Source organism: Oceanobacillus sp. CF4.6 (assembly GCF_051262635.1).
Classification (GTDB): Bacteria; Bacillota; Bacilli; order Bacillales; family Amphibacillaceae; genus Oceanobacillus.
The window spans coordinates 593,543-618,261 of sequence record NZ_JBIMEX010000002.1; the positions used below are offsets into that span (position 1 = coordinate 593,543).

22 protein-coding genes and 2 pseudogenes are annotated in these 24,719 nt (G+C 34.8%); 4 read left to right on the forward strand and 20 right to left on the reverse strand.

The genetic code is table 11. The features are described 5' to 3' along the window. The first annotated feature begins 118 nt into the window (after positions 1–118). On the forward strand, positions 119–1,486 hold the full coding sequence (locus tag ACHABU_RS06520) for a D-serine ammonia-lyase (RefSeq protein ID WP_435763533.1): 1,368 nt from the start codon (positions 119–121) through the stop codon (positions 1,484–1,486). Positions 1,487–1,852: 366 nt separating this feature from the next. On the opposite strand, the gene ACHABU_RS06525 is transcribed toward ACHABU_RS06520, so the two are convergent. Further along, on the reverse strand, positions 1,853–2,101 hold the full coding sequence (locus tag ACHABU_RS06525; protein WP_435763535.1) for a M20/M25/M40 family metallo-hydrolase: 249 nt from the start codon (positions 2,099–2,101) through the stop codon (positions 1,853–1,855). Between the two features lie 43 nt (positions 2,102–2,144). Between ACHABU_RS06525 and ACHABU_RS06530 the strand changes: the two are divergent. Further along, positions 2,145–2,270, forward strand: a pseudogene (locus ACHABU_RS06530) (Lin0512 family protein); the annotation flags it as partial. 288 nt (positions 2,271–2,558) lie between these two features. Here the strand turns inward: ACHABU_RS06530 and ACHABU_RS06535 are convergent. From ACHABU_RS06535 to ACHABU_RS06550, 4 genes and pseudogenes are all read right to left on the reverse strand, one after another. Continuing rightward, positions 2,559–2,909 (reverse strand): GlcG/HbpS family heme-binding protein, encoded by a 351-nt coding sequence (locus tag ACHABU_RS06535; protein WP_435763537.1) that lies wholly within the window; start codon positions 2,907–2,909, stop codon positions 2,559–2,561. 968 nt (positions 2,910–3,877) lie between these two features. Beyond that, entirely contained in the window at positions 3,878–4,657 is a 780-nt protein-coding gene (locus tag ACHABU_RS06540; RefSeq protein WP_435763702.1) for a CsxC family protein, read from the reverse strand. 178 nt (positions 4,658–4,835) lie between these two features. Beyond that, positions 4,836–5,684, reverse strand: coding sequence for a BC_2427 family protein (locus ACHABU_RS06545; protein WP_435763539.1), 849 nt, complete (start codon positions 5,682–5,684; stop codon positions 4,836–4,838). Between the two features lie 460 nt (positions 5,685–6,144). After that, positions 6,145–6,314, reverse strand: a pseudogene (locus ACHABU_RS06550) (transposase domain-containing protein); the annotation flags it as partial. 492 nt (positions 6,315–6,806) lie between these two features. Between ACHABU_RS06550 and ACHABU_RS06555 the strand changes: the two are divergent. Together ACHABU_RS06555 and ACHABU_RS06560 are read left to right on the forward strand one after the other, a co-directional pair. Next, positions 6,807–6,944 carry a tyrosine-type recombinase/integrase gene (locus ACHABU_RS06555; protein WP_435763541.1) on the forward strand — a complete coding sequence of 46 codons (138 nt, stop codon included), beginning with the start codon at positions 6,807–6,809 and terminating at the stop codon, positions 6,942–6,944. A gap of 367 nt (positions 6,945–7,311) precedes the next feature. Continuing rightward, on the forward strand, positions 7,312–7,533 hold the full coding sequence (locus tag ACHABU_RS06560; protein ID WP_435763542.1) for a hypothetical protein: 222 nt from the start codon (positions 7,312–7,314) through the stop codon (positions 7,531–7,533). Positions 7,534–7,860: 327 nt separating this feature from the next. Here ACHABU_RS06560 and pseI read toward each other — a convergent pair whose 3' ends face one another. From pseI to ACHABU_RS06635, 15 genes are all read right to left on the reverse strand, one after another. Beyond that, on the reverse strand, positions 7,861–8,913 hold the full coding sequence (pseI, locus tag ACHABU_RS06565) for a pseudaminic acid synthase (protein WP_435763544.1): 1,053 nt from the start codon (positions 8,911–8,913) through the stop codon (positions 7,861–7,863). After that, positions 8,913–9,470 (reverse strand): UDP-4-amino-4,6-dideoxy-N-acetyl-beta-L-altrosamine N-acetyltransferase, encoded by a 558-nt coding sequence (gene pseH, locus ACHABU_RS06570; protein WP_435763546.1) that lies wholly within the window; start codon positions 9,468–9,470, stop codon positions 8,913–8,915. The genes pseI and pseH overlap by 1 nt, the downstream gene beginning before the upstream one ends. After that, the gene (pseG, locus tag ACHABU_RS06575) at positions 9,467–10,558 is read right to left on the reverse strand and encodes a UDP-2,4-diacetamido-2,4,6-trideoxy-beta-L-altropyranose hydrolase (protein WP_435763548.1); all 1,092 of its coding nucleotides are present in this window, start codon (positions 10,556–10,558) and stop codon (positions 9,467–9,469) included. Before pseG ends, pseH begins: the two co-directional genes overlap by 4 nt. 12 nt (positions 10,559–10,570) lie before the next feature. Then, positions 10,571–11,302, reverse strand: coding sequence for a cytidylyltransferase domain-containing protein (locus ACHABU_RS06580; protein WP_435763550.1), 732 nt, complete (start codon positions 11,300–11,302; stop codon positions 10,571–10,573). 209 nt (positions 11,303–11,511) lie between these two features. After that, on the reverse strand, positions 11,512–12,621 hold the full coding sequence (locus ACHABU_RS06585; RefSeq protein ID WP_435763552.1) for a polysaccharide pyruvyl transferase family protein: 1,110 nt from the start codon (positions 12,619–12,621) through the stop codon (positions 11,512–11,514). A 233-nt stretch (positions 12,622–12,854) separates the two neighbouring features. After that, positions 12,855–14,060: a UDP-4-amino-4,6-dideoxy-N-acetyl-beta-L-altrosamine transaminase gene (pseC, locus tag ACHABU_RS06590; RefSeq protein ID WP_435763554.1), complete on the reverse strand. Its 1,206-nt coding sequence runs from the start codon at positions 14,058–14,060 to the stop codon at positions 12,855–12,857. A 15-nt stretch (positions 14,061–14,075) separates the two neighbouring features. Continuing rightward, positions 14,076–15,020: an NAD-dependent epimerase/dehydratase family protein gene (locus ACHABU_RS06595; protein WP_435763556.1), complete on the reverse strand. Its 945-nt coding sequence runs from the start codon at positions 15,018–15,020 to the stop codon at positions 14,076–14,078. Positions 15,021–15,255: 235 nt separating this feature from the next. Further along, positions 15,256–16,683, reverse strand: coding sequence for a CDP-glycerol glycerophosphotransferase family protein (locus ACHABU_RS06600; RefSeq protein WP_435763558.1), 1,428 nt, complete (start codon positions 16,681–16,683; stop codon positions 15,256–15,258). 105 nt (positions 16,684–16,788) lie between these two features. Then, positions 16,789–17,376: a class I SAM-dependent methyltransferase gene (locus tag ACHABU_RS06605; RefSeq protein WP_435763560.1), complete on the reverse strand. Its 588-nt coding sequence runs from the start codon at positions 17,374–17,376 to the stop codon at positions 16,789–16,791. A gap of 441 nt (positions 17,377–17,817) precedes the next feature. Next, positions 17,818–19,257, reverse strand: coding sequence for a hypothetical protein (locus tag ACHABU_RS06610; RefSeq protein WP_435763562.1), 1,440 nt, complete (start codon positions 19,255–19,257; stop codon positions 17,818–17,820). A 225-nt stretch (positions 19,258–19,482) separates the two neighbouring features. Beyond that, complete coding sequence (locus ACHABU_RS06615) at positions 19,483–21,030, reverse strand: hypothetical protein (RefSeq protein WP_435763564.1); 1,548 nt, start codon at positions 21,028–21,030, stop codon at positions 19,483–19,485. Between the two features lie 28 nt (positions 21,031–21,058). Further along, positions 21,059–22,057, reverse strand: coding sequence for an SDR family NAD(P)-dependent oxidoreductase (locus tag ACHABU_RS06620; RefSeq protein ID WP_435763566.1), 999 nt, complete (start codon positions 22,055–22,057; stop codon positions 21,059–21,061). Between the two features lie 422 nt (positions 22,058–22,479). Further along, positions 22,480–23,751, reverse strand: a complete 1,272-nt coding sequence (locus tag ACHABU_RS06625; protein ID WP_435763568.1) for a surface carbohydrate biosynthesis protein — start codon at positions 23,749–23,751, stop codon at positions 22,480–22,482. 54 nt (positions 23,752–23,805) lie between these two features. Beyond that, a complete protein-coding gene (locus tag ACHABU_RS06630) occupies positions 23,806–24,123 on the reverse strand; it encodes a hypothetical protein (protein ID WP_435763570.1) in 318 nt (105 codons plus the stop codon). Further along, positions 24,116–24,691: a hypothetical protein gene (locus ACHABU_RS06635; protein WP_435763572.1), complete on the reverse strand. Its 576-nt coding sequence runs from the start codon at positions 24,689–24,691 to the stop codon at positions 24,116–24,118. Before ACHABU_RS06635 ends, ACHABU_RS06630 begins: the two co-directional genes overlap by 8 nt. Positions 24,692–24,719 lie beyond the last annotated feature (28 nt).

A 24,719-nucleotide genomic window follows, 5' to 3' on the forward strand; every position in this document is an offset into this window, starting at 1 on the left:
TATGGTTGGAAGCAAGGGGAACGGTTCGTGCACCTCAAAAGAACAAAAAACTTCACCCACAAATACCAGCACGGCAAAAATATCATTTTCACTTTTACATTTTAGGAGGAATATACAAATGAACAACCATTTAATCGCAGGTAAAACAATAAAGCAATGGAAAAAAGACTATCCGTTGCTCGAGAAAATCAGCTCTACCGAAGAAGTATTTTGGGAGAATCCTAACTACTTATCTTTTGGAAAAGCTATACCTAACATTACATTGACTGAAGAGGACATTCAAAAAGCAGATGAAAGATTACATCGATTTGCTCCGTATATCGCTGAGGTCTTTCCTGTAACTAGAGATTTAAATGGAATAATCGAGTCCCCTACGGTAGAGATTCCTGAAATGCACCGTTGTCTTGAAGAAATGTTCCAGCAAAAAGTGGATGGGAAGCTATTATTGAAATGTGACAGTCATCTTGCCGTTTCTGGTTCGATTAAAGCAAGAGGCGGAATTTATGAGGTCTTAAAACATGCCGAGGATCTGGCAATAGAACATGAAATGATTTCCGTTGAGGACGATTATTCTATCATTAATAGTCAGAAATTTAGAGACTTCTTTTCCATTTATTCGATTGTTGTAGGATCGACAGGTAATTTAGGGCTGAGTATCGGAATTATCGGTGCGAAGCTTGGATTTAATGTTACCGTTCATATGTCAATCGATGCAAAGCAATGGAAAAAGGATTTGCTTCGTGAAAAGGGTGTGACCGTCGTTGAACACACATCAGATTATGGGAAAGCGGTAGAAGAAGGAAGAAAGCAATCCGATTTAGATTCAAATAGCTATTTTGTCGATGATGAAAATTCAATAAATCTATTTTTAGGATATGCTGTGGCAGCATCTAGATTAAAGAAACAACTGGATGAAATGAATGTGTTAGTGGATCAAAATCATCCATTATTTGTTTATCTCCCATGTGGAGTTGGTGGTGGCCCGGGAGGCGTAGCATTTGGGTTGAAAATGATATTTAAAGATCACGTACATTGCTTTTTCGCTGAACCTACTCATTCACCGTCTATGCTTATTGGCCTAATGACAGGTAAACATGACAAAATTTCAGTTCAGGATTTCGGCATCGATAATATTACAGATGCAGATGGGCTTGCGGTTGGAAGACCTTCTGGCTTTGTTGGTAAGACGCTCGAAAATTTAATCAGCGGAAGTTACACAGTAGATGATCAAACATTATATGCTTTATTAACCAGCCTAATAGAGGCAGAGAATATTCGTCTGGAGCCATCCGCACTTGCTGGAGTACACGGGCCTGTCCAATTGTTTAAAGAAGCGGCTGGGCAAAAATATTTGAAAGATAAAAATTTAACACAAAAAACGACGAATGCAACACATATAGCTTGGGGAACTGGTGGAAGTATGGTACCTGAGGAGGTAATGGAGTCTTATTATCAATTGGGGTCAGGGATTAAAAATAACGATTGATTTTTAATGTAAGTATTTGTTTTTGGAAATTATCCCTTAATTGAAAGAGACAGTCCCTAAACTCATAACCTTTGGTACAGTCTCTTCTAATTTAGATAGACGAATGGGTTGCTCGATATGCCGACGCTTTCACTGGATTGAGGTGAATCGGACACTGTTTATATATGATTTGACAATTAAGAAGCTGGTAAGAGAAATCTCATCAAGTTTCGAAACGAAAAAAGTTAACCACCCTTATAGGAAATGGTTAACTTTATTGGATATAGTCAGGGACAGCTACTGCGTAAACCGCACCCGATAGAGTGGACTCCATAGATGGGACGCCACTGAAGTGACCCCCCACGTTCAACCTGAATTCACTATTTTTTATTTTCTCATTTCTAACGCAACATGAACCATCATGTTAACACCGTCGATTAAACTATCTTCATCGATGGCAAATTTAGGATGGTGATGTGGATAATCATAGGATTTTTCCTCATTTCTTGCTCCAATAAAAATGAATGTTCCTGGTATTATCTTGGAGAATGCACCGAAATCCTCACCACCCATTGTTAATGGATAATTGAATACACAATCACCAAGTAATTTTACTATCGGGTGCCAGTCCCCCACCGCTTTACAGCATTAAAGTGGTGGGGACAGGCACTCATTTCCTGGTATGGTTACGGTCGAAGTGATGGCTGGCGGCATGGCAACAACAAGCGGCGTTTTTCTTGAAGAACAGCAAGATAAAAACGATTTAATGTATATAGTTAACGCTGTAGTAGAAGTAGGCTATTAAACAACAGTAATAATTTTGGTATGATTATCACAGAAATGTTATATTCTTATGGCTGTAATCAGTAACCAAGAAAGACGCCCCACCATTCATCTTCACCGGCAAAAAAGGAAAGGTGACTGTGGTCCCATTCCCCGATTTTTGTCGAATTAAAAAAGAAGTCAGCCCGCGTCTTAGCTGGAGCTAACTTCTTCACTTCTTAAAGGGAATACTTAGGTTCTCTACATGAGAAGGAGTGCAAACATACCTTAAACTTTCAATACATTTTTATTTAAGATTTATTTCTGTTTACTATCGACCAACACTAACATTCAAGTTTTCATAAACGTTAACAGCTGCTTGTGCTACTAGAACACCATGTTCTACACTGCTTACACTAACACTTACACCCCCAACAACTTTTCCATCCTGGGTTAGTGGGATACCACCGCCAAACACAACAATTCCTCCATTATTTGTTGTATTCAGTCCATAAAGCTCAGCATTAGGAACCGTTGCTTCGGCTAAGTTGGAAGTTGGCATTTTCAGTGTAACAGAAGTCCATGCTTTATTTTGAGCGATTTCTACGCTTGCGAGCCAAGCATCATCCATTTGATGGACGGAGATCAGGTTTCCACCTTTATCCAAAAAAGAAATGACCATATTCACACCAATTTTTTTGCTTCTTGTTCAGCGCCTCCAATTAGTTTTTTCGCTACCTCTAATGCTGCATAATGAGGATTTCGGACTTTCATCAGTTATTAAAATTTTCCACAACTATAGCTTTGGCAATAATAATGTAGGCAGCAATCCGATTCCAGAGGATTGCTGCCCATATTGTCGAAGCAAAAACATGAGGTGATCCAATAACTATCTATCTATACGATATTTAATCTAAATAATGATTATCAATAGCAAAATAATTATTTTCAAGAGAAGCATGCCACCCAGAAATGAAATGTCCTGATACATCTCTTCAGATATATCAATCCCCACGATTTGATTTTAATTAAAAGTTGGTGGTATCAAGTATTCTATTGAACTAACACCATATGTAAAATCCGAATTTAATACACTCGCTAAAAATAATTCCACTATAGTTTATGTTACCATTTTGATAACACATAAAAAATACCCCAAAAGTTAGATTTCACTCTAACCTTTAGGGTGCACTAAATAAAGACCACGTCCTACAAAAGAAACCCAGCTACTCTTCTCATGTGAAGGTTGCTGGATTTTAAGGCTGGATGTGTATAATAATACTTAAAATATTAGCATACGATAAATACAAATGATTAATTTTAAGATTGCACGGGTACCAAGACAGTATCTTCCCAAAGTTATACTGTCACAGCACAAATAGAAAAGTCAACTTCATATATTAACAGAGGTTGATTCAGCTACCTGCTTGAATATTGAAGACACTGACCATACGTGAGGAGCAGATCTGAGCATACTCCTTTCTAATACACATGAAAAGCTTCATAAAATCAAAAAGGCTCTACATTTTCAAAAAACTAGGATTTTGTTAGATTTATAATCATAAAACAAGTTAAGCTATTAATAAGCTCAACTTGTTTTCACCACTATTTAAAAGACTTAAATATCATTCTTTTTGTGTTAAATAATTCCTAGCAATCGTCTTCGTGTCCTTTTGCAGCAGCTCCACCACCATTTACATTAAGTGGAATTTGTTGAACTTGCAACACTTTTAAAGTAAGATCTGTAACGATTTTTTCACGTAGTTTGTTAAAGCTGCCGTTATTAGAGCCTTTGCTTTCGTGCGAGTCAAAAGAATGCGGAGAAAAGTCAAGCTCAAAGAATTCCGCGCTAATAAGTTCACAGAATGGCTGTTCATTGTAAATGACGCTATTTTGGAAGAAGTATTTATCTAAACGAGGAGATTCTCCATGTTTAGGATCGAGAAATTGTGCTCTTCTTTGATCTCCAAAACCGAAAATCGGTAAATTCATAAGGTTACCACTTAAATCTGCAAAACCAGAAAATGGAACCTTCGCTGTTAAAGTACGTAGTGCGCTATTACAGCCTTTTGGTGCGTACTCGATATTTTTACGAATATATCCTTCTACGAATAACTTAGCTCCTTCAGAAGTGTAGAATCCTCCTGATTCATTTATTTCTTCAAATGGACCAACAGGAACGAGTTTACACTGTGTTAAGAAAACATCTTTTAATACTCTTTTAATTTCACATGCTGGCGGATCAAGTGGAATGTCAGCTTCTACTACGACTTGTAGAGTTGTCTCAGCTAAAACTAACGGGACTTTAATAAACGCACCAGATAGATTTGGGTTAACGACGGGAGTAGCGGGAGTATCTGGAAGTTGAACCTCTGTACGCGATTTAACCTCACAATTTACTTTACTTGGACTCGGATCTTTCTTTACCATATTTTTATTTAAATAGCTTTGACTGTAACCATAACCTACCATAATAAAAATTCCTCCTATTTTTTTGTTAAAGGTCTATTACCCTTACATTAATAAGATATTCAGTTAGTAAGATTATGCATGGACGAATCATAGGAGGCAATCGTGGATTTTTAATAGTAGGTTAAAATTTCTTTATTTAGATTCTACGGGAATTTTCAATTTGAACTAATTGCAGTAATTGGATCTTTAAATGTGCCATTATTTTTTGGTCTACTCGATAATAGACTTTTTTTAACCATTCTCGTGGTGATATCTTTTCCCAATTAATAGCAGGGAGGTATTCCATTGATTCTTGAATATATCCTTCAACAAATAATATACCATTTGAAGCTATCCGTTTCTCTTGATCTGAAGAATGTTTGAAATTGGAGGGTAAGAATTTACAATTTGTCAATACAACCTCTGTTGAAACATCCAAAATCCTGATGATCCCTTTGTCCATTGGCGTGTTTTCCTCTAATACGATTTCAATATCATATTCCCCAAGTACGACTGGAATAAGAAACTTTGCAAAAGGAAATGTATTACTAAAAATGTCGGGCCCTTTTAGTGAGTTTGAGTTTTGTTTAAAAGGTTTCGTTATTTCTTGCTGGAAGTTGTTATTTTTCTTAGATACTTTAGAAGACTCTTTGTTTAAATTCATCATTGAATGTACGTTAGAAAAAACCAATCTACCATATGGTTGCTCATGATAATAAGTAGAAGTATTAAGTTGAGATGTCTCAAAGTCAGGGCTCATACCAGTTTGATCTTTGAAGTTAAGTGAACGCTCGACTGTATGAACGAAAATTGGCTGTTGAAGGAAATTGTCAATTTTTATATAAGTTGAAAATGGAACTTTAATGTGTTTAACTTGGTTACGAATAGATGTATTATATCCTGTTACAATAGTGTGTTTGTTGGCATTCTTATGATTAGATAGCTCTACTGCCTTCGTATTCTTTGGAGCAGAGAGGGACCTGATCTTATTATTATTAAATTTCATTTCAATTTCACTCCTTCGAACGATACTGCTTACATAATATTTATTTATGCAGTTAATCATCTTTTGTACCTGTTTCCACGAATTTCACTTCGTCCAAATTGGGTTATAAGAGAGAAGAACGTGTAGAATCTGCGTGATATGCAAGATAATGTTTTTCAGCTATAGAACCGATTGATACGGAATATCGACTTTTACCTGTTAGAAATCACCTCACATTCTGAGTAGTAACAGAATATGAGGTGGAAATACATCTTATATAATAAGGAAAGATGAATCTTGCTGGAATAATAAAATGATTAAAAATGGAGAATAATAAAGTTTAATAAATACAAAGACTTATACAGAGATGCTAATATTGGAATACGAAATAGCTATTAGTTTTAATGCTTTGTGCGGAAGCGTGTGGTTTGTAAGCGAAATAAATCCCACCTGCTAATGCAGGTGGGATTACTTGTATACTTTATTTAGATTTATTTGGAACACGACATTCTTCTGGAATTGTCGATGACCATGGTAGAGTTGGTCTAACTTAGTTTTATCTGATGTATCCATATTGGGAAGCTTTTCAAATAAGTATTTAAGATAGTTAAATGGATTTAATCCGTTTTCCTTGGCTGTCCCTACAATACTAACTGTGGATCATATTCGAATATACCTAACTGATACACTACATCATATCTTAAATACGTCAAAGAAAACTATGATAGATAGAATTAGAAGGTATTTAAGACTTCTTGAAATTACTAATGACACCACTTGTTTGGAATTAGACAGCTAATTCAAAATATCTAAATGATTCAAAAACAGATGCTCTTTTTTCATCATATAATCAATCAAACCCAATTGGAATTCAAAACTACGCAATTGTTCGATGTTTAATAGATTTAGGTCGCCGCTGTTCGGAAGTTGCTAGACTTTCATTGGATGACTTTGACTGGTTAAAGGGAACTGTAACCATCAGACGATTAATGTCACATTCTGAAAAAAACTCTTCCACTTCATGCTGTTACAGACAAACCCATTGAAAAATGCTTATTACATTCACGTCCAGCTACCCAAGTTCGAAATACAGTTAGAAGTGCTGCTATTAGGGCCCGAATACAGAATTTTACATGAACCCATATGCTAAGACTTACGGCTGCAAAAGAAATGATTAATTATGGTGTTGACCTTAAGATAATCGCAGATATTCTTGACCTTGAATCTATTGAAACTACCAGTATTTATACGAAGATAAACTTTACACAGTTACAAAACTAAGATCATATGTAAATGTTAGAGATAAACTAGAAAAGACTTTTCAGACCATCATTTCCTAATTTTACAGGGAGCCGCAAACTGGTATTACATAATTTTGAATGTGCATTACAAATAATCAGATGTCAAATCTTGATAGATTAAAAGAATGGGATAGACGTCACGAGACTGTATGATATCTGTCATATGTTTTCATGCAACACACTACTGCGCTGGCTTAAAAATGGTATAAACATAGATAGGAAGATAATATACCTTTCCACCTATCTTGGCCATGTGAAAGTAGAAGATACCTATTGGAAACTTACAGGGACACCTGAGTTATTACAGTTTACTTCTGGAAGTTTTGAAAAATATTTCTATGAGGGTGATGTCAGCTACTAAGAGTAATGATTTCCAGGACCTGCTTCAAAACTTTTTCCTAAAATGGATGATGAGTCAGAAAAAAGTTTCTCCTTTTACTATCCAACCATATAAGGATACCTTTCGTATTCTTTTTAAATATATGTATGAAGAACATGGCGTTAAAGCAAGTTCCATAAACATGGAAGAATTAAAGAAATTGTATTATAGAGACGGCCAATTGTATTAAAATTCATTTTTGATGTTTTTTAAGTAAAAAGACCATAGTGCCACTAACACTTAGTCTAATCCACTGCACATATTTTGGGGGTCACATCACATGCCTGTCCCTTTGTCCCCCTTAAACTTACAGGTATCAAACCTTAGCTGTTTGATGCCTGTATATTCAAGTGGAAAGTTTCTGTACTTATAATATTTTCCTTGGGGCATTTTACTAGTTTTGCTTGCTTTTTCCGCTCACATATTGGTTTACCCATTGGTAGAAACAGAGGGGAATTTTCCTTGTCCAAGTAAAGATAATTATGGGATTGGTGGTGGGACAAGGTTCCCCGCGTCCCTATATTATATCCCAAGTGACAGGAGTTCCTTTTTCCACATCTTGAACTACCGTTTTACCCAGTAATATATCATAATACTTCGGGGGGAGTCCAAATCCAGGGCGAATCGCTCTTAAGTTTTCTTGGGTAAATATGTCACCTGCTTTCATATCTTCAGTTACATATAGGGAGCGTCGATATTTTTCCGAAGATTTTTCTGCTTTTGTTGGACCATAATGTACGTTACCAATCGATTGCCAAGCTCTTTTTGTTTCAGTAACCAATGCTTTCATTTCATTAGGTTCCAAGGAGAAGCTTGCATCTACCCCGCCATCACTTCGGGAGAGGGTAAAGTGCTTTTCAATAATAGTTGCTCCTAATGCAACACTTGCAACGGCAACCCCATGACCCATTGTATGATCAGATAAACCTATCTGACATTGGAATAAATCCTTCATATGAGGGATCGTAATAATATTGGTGTTTTCTGGAGATGCTGGATACGTGCTCGTGCATTTAAGTAATATCAAATCCTCACAACCTGCTTCCCTTGCAGCATTCACCGTTTCTTCTATTTCGGCAGCTGAGCACATCCCTGTTGAGATGATCATTGGCTTTTTTGTTTTAGCTACCTTTCGTATTAAAGGCAAATCGGTACATTCAAACGAAGCAATTTTATAGCAAGGGACGTTCAGCGATTCCAAAAAATCCACCGCTGTTTCATCAAACGGTGAGCTAAAACCTATCATACCCAATTGTTTGCAACGTTCAAAAATTGGTTGATGCCATTCCCAAGGTGTATTTGCTTCCTGATATAGTTTGTATAATGATTTGTTTTTCCAAATACTTTTCGAATCATTAATCATGAAGTCGCCCTTGGCCTCATTCAATGTCATTGTATCTGCTGTATAGGTTTGGATTTTTAATGCATGTACTCCAGCCTTAGCTGCCATTTCTACGATTTCCAAAGCGCGTTCTAACGATTGGTTATGGTTCCCAGACATTTCTGCAATAATAAATGGAGGGGTGTCCGTGCCTATTTCCTTCTTCCCCCCAAAGGTTATCTTTTTCATCATGTACCCCCCTTCAGATCAGCTAAAAGTTGTATTCTCACCTTTGCCCAATTTTCTTTAAATAGTGCCATAGGGATAACATCCAGGTATTGATTATCTTTCCACACATGTTCGACAAATCTGCCTTCAACTATAAACCCTAATTTCTTATGATAACCAAGGCTCCCACTATTCGTATGAATAACTTCCGCGCATATTTTGTTTATCCCTACTTCATTAATAATTTTATCCAGAGCTAATATTCCCATAATGGTTCCAGATCCTTTAGGTGCAGTCTCTTCGCCTATATAAAAACCCCAATAACATCGAGCATTTTCTTTATTAATATTCGTAAAATTAACTAACCCTAAAGGAAGGTTTTTATGATGTAACAAAAAAGTTTTCCTAAGTGGATCTGTTTTTAGACTTTCAAACCATTGACAATGTTCATCCCATGTAATTTGATGATCCGTATACATAAATGATTTAATCCGTTTAGAATTGCGCCATTGAAGTACAGTTTTCAAATCTTCAGAACGGATTGGCATCAATTGAAAATCTCCCTTATTAATCATCATTTTTCTCCCCCAAGTAACCGTTCGACAACAAGACAATCGTTAAAATCACGCATAATAAACGCTGCAGCATTCACCATATCTCTCAGCATATTCGGGTAATTGATTAATTTTATTAGATTGCTTGCGATATCCTCTTCATTTACCTTCTCGCTAACCCCTAAATGGCATACGACACCTATTTCTGATAAATACGACAGAATTTCAGATTGATTCTCAGCAGTTTCAATCGTAATAGCAGGTAATCCTACATAACATCTTTCCCATGTTGTACTTCCTCCTGCTCCAATCGCCAAATCAGCTTCCGTCATAAGTTTTGCTAGATAGTCAATTTGATAGTGAATCTTTATATTAGAATATTTTTTACAGGATTTCTTGATAGCTGAATAATTCCTATTTGAAAATCCGATCACAACATCTACAGAAATATCTCGTTGGTTAATTATTTTAATAGCCTTGATTGCTTTCATTGTTTCATTTGTAGGGTCACTCCCACCAAAAGATATCAGGATCCGTTTTACTGAACCTTTCTCAATTTGCACATATTTTAAATCCCTAAATTCTTGCCTTAATAAAAGGTATTTTGGTCCTAATAAAGTAGTTGTAGATTCAGAAATCAATTCCTCATATCGTTTTTCTAAGTTTCTATAAAGATTTTGATCTAACAGTACGTCACAGTCATGCGAACGATTGGCCAAATCATCGATTACCATTATTTTTTTTACGTGTGGTCTTACTATACGCTCCCATTTTTTATCAATTTCGTAATGATCGATGATTAACCAGTCAATAGTAGGTTGTTTGCTTATCGCATCAATTGTTTGAAGTGCGTCTGTTTTCCAATTTAGTTTCAGCCAATTTTCATTGCTAATCCCATCTTCGTTAGCCGGTTTACTATTCCCGGGTGATGGTAAGGAAATGACAGGAAATCCTTTGTTTTCTATATGTTCGATTAAATCACCGGGTAATTCCCGGCAAATAAAAGTTACTTTTACGTTTTTATTACGTAGATCTTCTGCCAAGACCAAACACCTCATGACGTGGCCGGTACCGATATCTGTCGATGCATCAGTCCTTATAAAAATATTCATAGACTCACACTTTCAATCTTCTTCTTGTTGGATATGCGTATTGATCAACTGCCATTCTGGAAATGTATCAAGTAATTCGATGGTATCTTCCATTGTAAACTCTGGTTTATGCGGATATAGTGTTTCAATAATTTTATTTATGAGAGTAAAGTCCTCGAGTGTATCAACTGTCCAACGATGATGACTATAGTTTTTGCTGTTGGAAACATTTGTTAAGTTGAAATCTTGGGGATTATTTATCATATATCTTGTCACATGTTCTCGATCGGCTTTTGATTCTGCTTTTTCACTAGCTTCTTTCAAAGCTTGAAATGAAAATACTTCTGTATCCATACCTCTTGGCAATGTACGCTTTAATGTATTGGAGACATATTGTAGTGGATGTTGATGAAGAAAATAGCTTTGTATGACTTTGTCTATTTGTACCGGATCGATCAGCGGGCAATCAGAAGTTAAACGGACTACTATATCTGCTTTTATATGACTAGCTGCTTTATAATATCTCTTTAACACATCTGCCTCTGGTCCCCTGTAATGCGTTATTTTCATCATCTGGCACAAGGAAACAATTGCGTTGTCCTGATGCTGGTCAGTTGTAGCAACTAGGATTTCATCAATATAATTTGACCTGCTAACACGCTCCAATTGAAACTCCAGTAAAGGTTTTCCCAAAACTTGTTTTAGAATTTTCCCTGGTAATCGAGTGGACCCCATTCGCGCCTGTATAATTGCTACTACCTTCATTTTCTCACCTCAGTCAGCAGAATAATAGGAATTACCTTTTTCACTCCAGCTATTTGGTTATCAAATCCTAGCATGGTTATAGGGTTTCCTTATTACATTTTTTCAGCATGCAGATACATTGTTGTTTTAGCTTGAACTTATAATAATTTATTAATGTTTTAATTTTCAATTGCATATTTTTTGAAGCACCTATAAAATAGGCGCTAAAGTTATTCAGCAATGGTATTTAAAAATGGTTTCATTTTTTCTTTCCATAAATGATCAATAATTTTTAATGAATTCTTTGTTCGGTCAAATCCAGAATTAATTTCGTTATCTAACATCTTATAAACATCGTCAGCAGGAGGAATTTCACTTAAATATTTCCTCCATCCATTAACTTGTTCAGGTAGAAATTCTGCCAAATTAATAACAAAATTAGGAACAGCTGAATAGCCTAGCCCATTAACTGTGGCAAGATGTCCAGTCCCTCTACCGTCTTCAGCAATAAGTAAGCTAGGTTTACGAGTTCTTAAAAACCAAATATGTGCATGAAGTCTAAATCCAACATGTAAATCAATTTTATCATAATAATTTAGTTTTTCTGCTCCTCCAGCTAGATCAATAATTTGAATCTGGCCATCTAACCAGTCTTTTGGAAATAAAGAACCTAACTTACCGAAATACCCGTGAAATACTAATTTAACATTGCAAGAGTATCTTTTTTTTAGTTTCATAGCTATTTCGTATGCCTTTGAACGGTGATGTATATTATGCGGCATCGAAACGGCAATATTTTTAATTTTTTTAGGATGTTTAAACGGTAATCCTAAAAAATTAGTATCAAACAACCCCAGGTCTCCAGTAGTACCATAACATGAAATACCGTTACCTTTTAAAACGTTTTCCGTATAAATATCTCTACACGATACTTTATTTGCACCACTCTTTTGGTTAAAAAGTTTTTTAAAGGTTCCTATTTCAATTGGATCTAATTTAAGACTTTTTGACTGAGAAACAGTGCCAGGATATTGACTCCATCCAGAACCTATGGCATAAAACGGTATATTATGACGAACGGCCATTTTTACATAATCATTGCGGAACTTCGGTGCAACAGAATTGCCTATTACAGTTGGCCTTAAAGCTGGGGCTAATATGGCACTGTAATCGAGTATTAAATTATCATTATAATTTGTATCTGCAATATATGCGGTATCTACTTGGACATCCTTACCCTTAATATCTTTTAAAAGCTTTATTAAACTTTTACCGAGTAAGTCATCTCCGGAGTTTCTCGATCCTGTTGAAGGATACGTAGACAAAATTAGATATTTCACTTCTTTGACCCCCAAAATTTTTCCAACAATTGATATCCGGAAAAAACCTTTTAAGCGTTACTAAAAAAAGTGGATATATAACACTATTTTTGATATTATATCGCAATTAACTGTTTCTTTAATATGTTCCAACTGATACACTAAAAGTTGCCTATCAAGTACTTTTTTAAGAGTTTTCCCTTGTAATCGAGTTGAAGCCTCTCGGTTTTATAATTGCTACTACCTTCATTTCCTCAACTCAGGTCAGTAGAATAATAGGAAATCACCTTTTTTACTCCAGCTATCACATCATTAAGGTCTTGTTCAGACATTCTCGGAAACAGTGGGAGGGTAATGATTTCTTGATATAATTTTTCCGCATTTGGACATGATCCTTTTTCATACCCTAATTGTTGATAAAAAGGATGTAAATGTACTGGAATGTAATGCACATTCACCCCAATGTTTTCCTTTTGCAACGCTTTAAATATTTCGGTACGATCTGCATTTAATTTCTCAAGCTTTAATCGTATGATATATAAATGCCAGCTAGAATTAGAGTCAGATTGCTGATATGGCGTTAGGATGGCATCCACATCTGCAAAGGATTCAGTATATTTTTTTGCAAATTCTCTTCTTTTATTAAGAAATGTGTTTAACTTTTTCACTTGACTTAACCCAAGTGCTGCCTGGATATCTGTCATCCGGTAATTAAATCCAAGTTCTTGCATTTCATAATACCAGGGCCCCTGATGGTCTTTAAGTTTCAGAGAATCACGAGTTATTCCATGACTTCTAAACAGCAATAACTTTTCATAATAATCTTCATTATTTGTCGTGATCATTCCACCTTCACCAGTAGTGATGTGTTTGACAGGATGAAAGCTGAACATGGTCATATCACCAATAGAACCTACGTATTTTTCTTTGTAGGCAGCACCTAATGCATGCGCAGCATCATCAATGACAATGATTCCATGATCTTTGGCTAGTGACAGAATTTCATCATATTCAGCCGGTTGGCCCGTAAAGTCAACAGTTATAATTGCTTTTGTTTTTTCATTGATATTGGATTTGATAGATTGTGGGGATATGTTGTATGTGTTAGGATCTATATCTGCGAATACAGGGGAGCCGCCGACATACAAAATGCAGTTAGAGCTTGCTGCGAAGGTCATGGAAGTGGTTATCACTTCATCATTTTCCTTTATTCCAGCTGCAAAACATGCAGCGTGTAATGCAGCAGTTCCACTAGAAAATGCTACAGCATATTTCGCTCCTACAAATTCGGCAATTTCTTTTTCAAAATTGAAAATGGTTGGTCCGGTTGTAATAAAATCACTTTTTAAAACATCGATGACAGCTTTTACATCTTCATCATCAATCCACTGCTTACCATATGGTAAGTAGGAATCTCTTATCGGATTGCCGCCATGAAGAGCTAGTTCTTCTTTTTTCATCTTTTACTCCTTCCCTTATATTAGATTCGTTGATTTAATCCATTCTTCAGTCTCTTTAATTCCATCCTTTAAACTATATTTAGGTTCCCAGTCCAATAGTGTTTTAGCTTTACTGTAATCACATAGCAACTTTGGTATTTCACTCTGTGGATGAATGTGAGTAATATGTTTAATACGAGTTTCATCATCGACCATTAACTTTGCTAACTCATTTATACTGATATCTTGACCAAGTCCCGCATTAACAATCTCTCCATTTACCTTGTCAGAATAGCCGGATTCCACGACAAAGCGGGCACAATCTTCTACATAAACTAAGTCACGTGTTTGCGTGCCATCACCATATATCTGGAGGGAATTACCTGCCAATTTGTTTTTTAAAAATATAGCAACGACTCCTCCTTCTCCCCCCGTTTTTTGATAGGGACCGTACGTATTAAATGGACGAATGACTGTTGCCGGAAGACCATAGGCATAATAGTAAGATAACACCATATTCTCAGCAGCTAATTTTGATCCAGCATATGGAGAAGCTGGTTTAATCGCATCCGTTTCATTAATCCCTTCCTCACCCGATGCACGGTCATACACCATACAGGTACTCATAAATACAACCTTCACATTTTTCCTTTTGCATTGCTCCAAAATATTGAACGTGCCAATGACATCATTATTGAAAGTCGTCCGAGGACGATCGATGCTGTCCTGTACATTGATGCTTGCAGCTAAATGATAACAAATATCAAATTTCTTAATAAATAAGTGATTTAGTACTCGAATATCCTTTATATCTCCTTGAATAAAATCCATAAAATTTTTCTGGTTTCTCAAATCATCCAGGTTTTCTATTCTTCCATTTGAAAGATCATCCAGCACCCAAACTTGGTGACCATCATTCAAAAGTCGATCGACTACCCACCTTCCAATGAATCCTGCTCCGCCGGTTACAAGAACTTTCAATACATTCACCCTTTCATAAAACCTCTCAAGAACATCATATTTACACACAACAAAATATGTTCATGTACAACTTAATATGCATAGATCGGGAAAAATGTCCTTGATACTGGTACCATTCAGCACAATTTACATACAGATAATGGTTGGCATTACTTATGTGCAACGATAAAGGAATTTATCAGTAACCCGACCATTAAATATAAAAATCTCTACTGAGTAACTATTACTGCTTACTTTACCTAATCAGCCTATTAATTAATTTTTTTAATCGTTCCCCAGACATGCTGAAATCGGGATAGGCTACACGAAGGAAATTTTCTCTTTTCTCTTTGACTTTATTTTTATAGTTTAGATCAGTGAAATATTTTATTACCAATTCTCCTAACTTTTTAGGATCTTTTTGAGCCAAATCATCCAAACCATTATAATAACCTGTATAACTTGGTAACTTCTTATTCAATACAAATAACGGTTTGTTTACAAGCATAGCTTCTAAGCATACTGTAGATGGATAAGAAACGATAACGTCAACGTTTGGAAGGATGTCATATAAATCGTAGTCTTGAGATGAACGAACAAATGGAAACTCTTTTGACAGATCGTGAGTAGTTTTAATAGGATAGTCTTTAATCACTATATTTAAATTTAGACTTTTAGAAATTGTATCTATTAAGATTCTCCATTTAGCAATATCGCGATTCCCCCTAACGACAATCAATATTGCTTTTTTGTTTTTATCAAGCCCTAGTTTTTTATAAAACGTAGACCTTTTTACTGTGGAAGGCTGAAATGCTTGATCAAATCTTGGATGGCCAGTTATGGCAATAGATTTTTTAGAGACACCCAATCGCTTATACCAATCCAGCTCATAATTGCCATATACAGCATCAATCGTAGCAATTTTCGGTATAAAACCGAACTCATTTGCAAGGATTCCATGCTGTATACAAATAGTAGGTATGCCCCTTTCCGCAGCAACTAACAATAAAATACGACTTATATAACTATGCGTACTAGCTACAAGTAAACAAGAGACAAGAACTTCATCATAAAAATGAATGGACTGTTCAATACAATTTACTATTTCAGCTATTTTTTTCAAGAACAAAGTTTGGAAATTTTTATCCTTATATAAATGGTGATCTTTATAGGATTTGAACATGGATCTTGCCTGAGTTCGCAGCTGAAGTATTGCTTTTTTCGTATCTATTTTATAGTCACTTAAATAGTTGACTGGAAGATTAAATAGCATTTTTTTTGTATTCACATTAGGGGATGGTCTTTTATTGTTTTTATTGCCTGCCATGACGATCATTGTTTTTGAACGGTCAAAATGATCGTCAAATGTCTTTTTTGGAAATCGTAGTAATGTATCATAATTTACCACGACTTTTCCTAGTTTATTTTTAGCTACTGGCTTTTTCTTATGTGACTGAATATACTTATTAAAGACTTCTTGAATTTCCTTTTGATTTTCCACCTCGTTTTTTAATCGTTCTGTGAATTTTTCATCATACAAATCCTTCCAAATTTCTGTATTTTTTCTAATTAAGCTAGGAAAATGACATATAAATGATAAGGAAAATCCTTTATAGTTCAACTTTTGAAAGTCACGGAGAAAATCAAGGTATAATGACCAATAATTTTTTACGTACGTATTCATAGTATCCTCCTATATCAATAGATTTTTCGATGACAATTTCAATTCAGATCCAACAGCTATTACGTTGTTCAATAAGTACCCCCCTTATAGGGGGATTAAGAAAAGTTACTTTCTTACTTTTTTAAATACACGAAGCTTATAGAGTTCTAAACCAGCTTCTTTGCAATTACTTTCCGTTACCTGTTTAAAACCAAAGTTTTCAAAGATTGTCTTGTAGTTTCTTGCAAAAATGTGCCAACGTGAAGTTTCTTCTGCTTCAACTGTTATTAGATAATCCCCTGTAATTCTTGCTATTTCTTTAAAAACCCACTCACTATCTGGATGGATATGTTCAAAAACTGCCATCGAAAAGACTAAGTTAAAAGAATTAGGAAGGAACTTTTTAATTACGTCCTCAACTGGAGAATTAATAATTACCGCATCGTCCGCAAGTTTTGGATACGTTTTCTGAAGGCATATAGCCGCTTCTTGACTAATTTCAATGCCAGTCATTCCTTTATAACCATGCTCATAGAGGTGATTCAGATTTCGACCAACGTTACAGCCAACCTCAAGAACCTTTCCTTTTTTCTCTACATACTTTTCTACATATTTCAATAAAAACTCGCTTCTCTCCAATTTATTCGCATATCTCATTGGAGTACTGTTTTTAACCCAATGGTCATGAATTTCGTTAAGTTTTGTTTCTGACACGTTAATACCTCCACTTTTCATACAGGATACAATATAATATGTAAAAAAGATGAAAGCGTATTGGCATATGACAGAGGGTAAAAACCTAAAAACGATCTTCTTTTCCTGATTTTATTTATATACAGTCTTTAATGATCTTGTTGGTCATGTATAAAAGCTTGCATGATAAATAATTAGAGAAAGTTTTTCTTCCCTAAATACCTAAACTGATGGATTAATTGCTTTCCCATTTCTTAATGGCGTTGTCCATAATGAGCACTTAATAGGGAATAACTAAAGAAATAGGGCCCCGTTAGTGATTATAAAAGTCACTGTACGAGGACCAATCATTCTGTTCAAAGCTGTTCAAACTGATTATTCTTCTCTTTTCACACCATAGTGGAACTTAAGATAGCGAGGTTTAATCCGGTATGGTAGATAGGCCGATGAAGCGCCTATACCTTAATTAGCCAACCTACTGATTAACCCAACTAACCTTTCTCCAGAAGATTTCGCTTCAGGATATGCTTGGGATAAAAATGCTTTTCGTTTTTCTTCAACTAGCTTTTTAAATTTATCATTCTTAAAATACTCCTCAATCATTTTAGAGACTTTTATAGGGTCTGATTGTACTAATTTACCTAAAGAATCAAAATAACCAGTATACGTAGGGAAAGAAGTAGGTAAAATAAAAACTGGCTTTTTAGCAATCATAGCTTCCAATCCTACAGTAGAAATATAAGAAACGACTAAATCGCTATGATGAATTAAATCGTATAATTGAAAGTGTTTAGATGGATACACATCCGGGGAGATTGTTGTCAGTTGATGGGGATTCAAGTACCGAAAATCTTTAACGATAATATTGTAATTATCTATATTTTCAATATTTTTAATGAGTGTTTCCCATTTCTCAATTTGTATTCGACCCCTGACAATCATTAGTATTATTTTCTTATTTGGTTTTAATCCTAATTGTTTTTCGAGCTTATTTTTAGAGATAGAAGGATCCTTTTGAATATTATCAAACCTCGGATGGCCGATTACTTCTACAGCTTGATCTGATATACCTAATTGCTTAAACCAGTTGACTTCAAAATTTGAATAAACAGCATCTATATCCGCTATCTTAGGCATGTAACCAATTTCATCTCCAATAATACCATGCTGCATACATATCGTAGGAATTCCCATCTCAGCCGCGACCATGGCAATTGTTCTACTCTGGTAATAATGCGTAGAAGAAAAAACAATGCAAGAGACTGGATTCATTCTAAAATACCTATTAGCTTCCTCAATACGATTGACTATTCCCTTTATTTGCTTATAAAAATATTCTTTGAATGTTGTATCATTAAACATCGGGTGATTGGTATAATTGGATATAATTTCATCCGCTTTACTTTTTAAAATTTGGATATTTGAACTTACATTAACGCTATATTCATTTAAATAATGAGAGGGAATCCCTACTACAGGAATACCTTTAATTACTTTTGGCTTTTCCTTAGGCTTGTAGTCTTGAAGGAAAATAGTGTCTGTAGGAGGAAAATGTTTAGTCATTATTTCTTTCGGAAGGCGCATCAAATTATAGGCATCATATAAAACTACTTTTCCATTTGCATGGCTTGCCTTCTTGAATAATTTGCTTTTTTTTCGGTTTATGTGCGATTGTTTATACGTACTGAAAATTTGTTGCACTGTTTTTTTGTCTTTGATTTCATGCGATAAAGATTTTATAAATTCTTCTGATGATAAACGGGCCCAAACATAGTTATTTTTATGATTTAGGCTACGAAAATGACATAAGTAGGGAATAGAGAACCCTTTATATTTTAAAACTTTAAAGGCTTCTAAAAACTCTACATACAATGACCAATAATTACGTGAAGTTGTATTCATTCGATTACTCCTTTGTATTTTATAGACTATTGGAATTCACCAGGTTAGACAGCTTCATGATCTCCAGGACTGTTGTTCTTTTCTTCCAAATGTATTACGAGGGAAATAAACTTAATTCAATAAGTTGATACTAATTTTTAGATTATTTCAAAAATAAATAAAGAACTTTTGGAGAGTAATTATACTGGTTTCTCTCTAGAAATTTCGAGAGTTAACACCATTATTTTAACTTATCAGCCTATTAATCAAATTTTTCAATCTCTCCCTAGACTTGGTGGAACTCGGGTACGCGTAGCTAAGAAACTTTTTTCTTTTAGTCTCTGCATAGCTTCTTAACTGAGCATCTGTAAAATACTTTATTATTTGTTCACCTAATTTTCGTGGTTCAGCCTGAACTAGATCTCCCAGACCTGTATAATATCCTGTATAACCGACGAAGTCCTCCTTTAAGATAAATACGGATTTCTTTGCTAGCATTGCTTCTAGACCTACCGTAGATGAATAAGCAACTACAGCATCAACATTAGGAAATATTTCATAAATACTATAACCTTGCGTTGAATGAACAAATGGGAATTCTTTTGTTAAAGCATGGGGTGTTTTACTAGGATAGTTCTTAATTAGTATATTAAGCTTAACTTTTTTGGAAATTATTTCGATTAATTTTCGCCAATTTTTATTATCTTTGTCTCCTCTGACGACAATCATTAATGTTTGTCTGTTTGGGTCTAATCCTAATTTACGATTGAACTTATCCCGAGTAATTTTGGGACGTGCATATACCTGATCGAATCTAGGGTGACCAATAATTTCAAGGGAGTTATCAAGAGCTCCTACTTTTTTAAACCAGTCTCTTTCAAAATAACCATACACAGCATCAATCGTGGCAATCTTAGGTATATAACCCAGTTCACTCGAAATAATTCCATGCTGCATACAAATAGTAGGTATTCCTTTTTTTGCTGCAACTAGAGCTAATATGCGGCTTTTGTAACTATGCGTTGTTGATACAACTATACAAGAGACAGAAACATCATTTAGAAAGTTTATCGACATTTCAATCTGATTGATAACTACTGCTAAGTTATTTTGCAACCATTCTTGAAATTTTTTATCCTTATAGAGGTGGTGATCTTTATAAGTTTTGAACATGGTTCTTGCCTGATTTTGCACCTGAGATATCGCCTTTTCTGTATCCGTTGCGTAATTATTAAAGTGATAAATGGGTAACTTATTAACCGTTTTGTTGGTTTTTAAAACATTCTTCCTCTTTATATTTTCTTTTTTTATAATAATGGTATTTAAAGATACAGCTTTATTTTTCTTCTTTTTTCTAGGTGTTAAGTTAGTTTCATTCCCCTTGCTTTTACTAATTGACGGCTTAGCTTTATTCCCCTTGCTTTTTCCACTTGTCATTAACTGGATGGTCTTCGAAGGGTCAAAATAATTGCTTATGGTAGCTGGTGGAAAACGGAGTAATTTGTCAACATGTATTACTACTTTTCCATCCTTATCTTTCACTAACACTTTTTTCTTGTGTGATTGAACAAACTTATTAAACGACTCTTGAAATTCTCTTTGATCTTTAACCTGATTTTTTAACTTCCTAGCAAACTTATTATCCTGTAATTCTCCCCAAATTGGTTCATTATTTATAATAAAGCTAGGTAAATGACATAAATACGGTAATGAAAATCCTTTATAATTCAGTTTTTCAAAATCATTGAGAAAATCAAGGTATAAAGACCAGTAATTCTTCAAAAAAGTATTCATGAGATTTCTTAACCTCCTTTACTTATATTTAGATTAGCTCCTCTTCCTTTAGTAATGTACGTAGCTCATTAACGTTTAATGGCGCCTGATTCATAGAACTGTATGTTCCATAATTGCACTTTTTTGCATTGTTGTATCTTACATCCTCAGTTCCCGGAATAATATACATATCCTGTAATTCCCAAGCCTCTCTGGATTCATCATACGTCATCAATTCTTCATACATCTTTTCACCTGGTCGTAACCCCATTACTTCAACATTTATTTCGTCGCTTTTCATTTTGTGTTTTTTACATGTTTCTTCTATTAAAATATCCGCTAAATCCCCTAGTTTAATAACAGGCATTTTTAATACAAAAACCTCTCCCCCCTTTGCTTCCTTCAGAACCTTTATTGTCAACTGTGTGGCCTGATTCAATGACATCATAAAACGTGTCATGCTTTTATCTGTAACTGTGATTTTTTTGTCTTTAAGAATTCGCTCTTTAAACAAAGGTATTACAGAACCTCTTGATCCCATGACATTACCAAAACGAACACTTGCGAAAACCGTTTGTCTCCCGGTTTTGCTATATTTAGTGGAAGAAATTAATCGTTCTGCAATAAGTTTTGTCGCTCCATACGTATTAGTAGGATAAATAGCTTTATCCGAACTAGTAAATACTACTTTTTTTACGTTTTGTGAAATTGCAGCTTTAATTACATTATTAGTGCCCTGAACATTCGTTTTTATAGCTTCATAAGGATTGTATTCACACAAATCAACATGCTTCATCGCAGCTAAATGCAATACATAATCAATATCTTGCATAGCAGCAAACAAACTATCATAATCACGAATATCACCAATTATAAAACGTAATTTATCGCTGCTTCCTAATTCAGTTTGCAACTGATGCTGTTTATACTCATCTCGGCTGAATATCCTGATAACTTCAGGATTTTCTTTCATGATCGTTTGCACGATATTCTTTCCTATGGTTCCGGTACCTCCGATAACTAATAGCTTCTTTTTACTAAAATACACATCAGTTCCTACCTTCTTTATTTAAATATTCGCTTACTGAAAGCAAATTGTATTCCCTTGCACAGTGTCCTATTATATATATTCAGAACAGGAACATTAGACAAAGACTCTAACCCAATAATTGTATTTTTCTTACATTTGGGTGATTAAAAGTCGTCAATTTAGAGGTAAGAAGATTCGAGAAGACGAAGAATTGAGAGTGGACTTGTACAGGATATAGACAAAAATGAGCCAATTCTAAAATACTAAGTTGGACAACTTAGTTTAATTGAATAACGCTGTAATTCTTTTTAGGATTAGCTGCATCGTTTTAATGGAAAGTTGATTTTCGGAATTATTGTCCTATAAATGTACACGACAAATAACCCTACCTGATCAGGTAAGGATTATCTGACGCTTACATATCAACCTTCTCAATCAAATCATTTTGCTTGAATACTAAACAGATTTTTCCCTAAATTCTTTATAACAACCCGATTGCTTGTTATCTCTAACTTATCTAATTTCCTAAAGAAATCTTGTATTTCTCCTTTTGATAGTGAAGAGAAGTAATGTTTTACGCTTTTATTTTCTTTTAAATAGAATTTTTTTACGGACGGAGAAAATGTTCTAGGTACCGGAGATAATGAAATGGTGTTTAATAAACGCATGATGTTTTCATAGGAAAAATTACTACCCGAGGATCCATAATAGCGGGATAAAGATTTTTTGCTTTGTTCGATTTGCTCATTATAATCACTCTTTTCAAGAGGATTACTTAACATATTTTCTAATGTGGTATTAACTTCTTCTATAGTTGTTGCCTTAATTCCCAATTTATTCGTGAGCTCCATATCATACACCTTCGAGGTAATCGGTATATAGGATATGATTGGTTTTTCAAGCAGAAAGGCTTCAATACTTGATGTGCACCCATTGTGTATGACTACTTCAGCAGCCATAAGCCACTTTATAATATTTCCTTCGTGAATCACATGTACATTATTATAGAAGGAAAATGCTTTTCGGTAAGAGGCAATGTTTTCGCTTGGATGTGGCCTAATGACAAAATTGATAGCAGGGAATTTTCCACTCGCAGCTTTGGTCATTTCCAAAAAATGATCATATAATTTCTTCATATACATGGAAACCATACTTTCTGTCTTTTTTCCGTTTAAGAAGTTATATTCTGAAAATCTCGTATTGATTAAAATAAACATACCATAATTGCTTTTTATCCGTTCAACATCCTCTTTATATAGCAAATTGAACTTTGGTTTTAGTAGATCAAACCGTGGATTACCTACAATATGGCACTTTTGATTATAATCTGGATAAGCTTCAGCAATGGCTTCTTTTTGAAAAATGCCCCAACAATATTCCTGCGTTACTAAATCAAGCATATCCGCTTTCATTCTTTCACGTACATATTGGGTTTTATCAGTTAAGATTAATCCCTCCTCATCCAATTCAACTACCATATGGCCATTAACTTTTGCATTCGTTATAATCCTTCGTCTGAAACGATGAGGATATCCTTTTGAAAAGAAAATACCTTTAGGATACACTTCTGATGCTAATTCGACCATCTTATGTTCACCTATAACTATATGGTAGCCTTCCCTCACTGCATAATATGCCAAGAGTAATTTGGCATCCAATTCCCTTACCTTTACTTCCACCGGTAAGTACAACCACCTTTTGTCAGTCGCCACTTTTATCAAAACCTCCTATAAATTTGAATATCTATTTTCCAATAGGAGAAATGCTTAGTTTTCCTTTAAAATAGTAATGACTTCTTCAAAAGCCAGCTTATTATCCTCAATCATAGCGTCAAGATAAGGTGAAATTTCTTCAAGAACAGATGATTCGGCACCAACCTTCCTAACATCTGGAGACGGATGATTATTTAAATGCGTGAGCATAAAAGTGATCATCATATGGAGTGTTTTATTTTCTAAAAAAACGAAACTATTATCCTTTTTCAGATCTTCATTCTTTACTCCTTCTATGTTTTCCTCTAGATAATCACGAACCAATTGTTTAATTAGTAGTTGCTGCTCTTGGTTGTTTTCGTTATTACTCATCCTCATCCTCATCCTCCTCGACTAATGTACCACTAACATTGATTTGGTTGAGAGCGCTAATTCCTTCACTAACCTCATCCCCATAAGTAAACCCCATAATGCTACCTGCATAGGAAGATTCCGAAATCCATTTCACTTGAAAATTTGAAAAAGAGATTGTTTCATCAGGGTTAAGCACCTGTTTTCCCGTCGGCTTTAGCCAATATTCCTGTTTATCCAAAGGATCATTCATTCGCTCCCATGCATTTGTTAATCTCATTTTTTGCTTGGAGTCCTTATAAAAATATTTTCCAGAAAAATCGAAAGGGGATTCTGGGGATACTTTTATACAAATGTAGGGATTTTTAAATGGTTTTGTGCCTAAATTCTGAACGTGAAAAGAACCAAGGCTCAAATTTTCGTGCCCCCGTTCATGTAAGATATTTAGGGAATATGTAAAATAGCAGATAACTTGAAAATTCCTCCATGCTTTCATTTCCGTTACCAATGATTTTATTTCCTTCAGATATGAGGTGTTCATTTCTTGCCATTCAGCAATTTTATCACGTACATCATCCGCTCTATTCATTAAATAAGTCACCTCCAAATAAAATAAA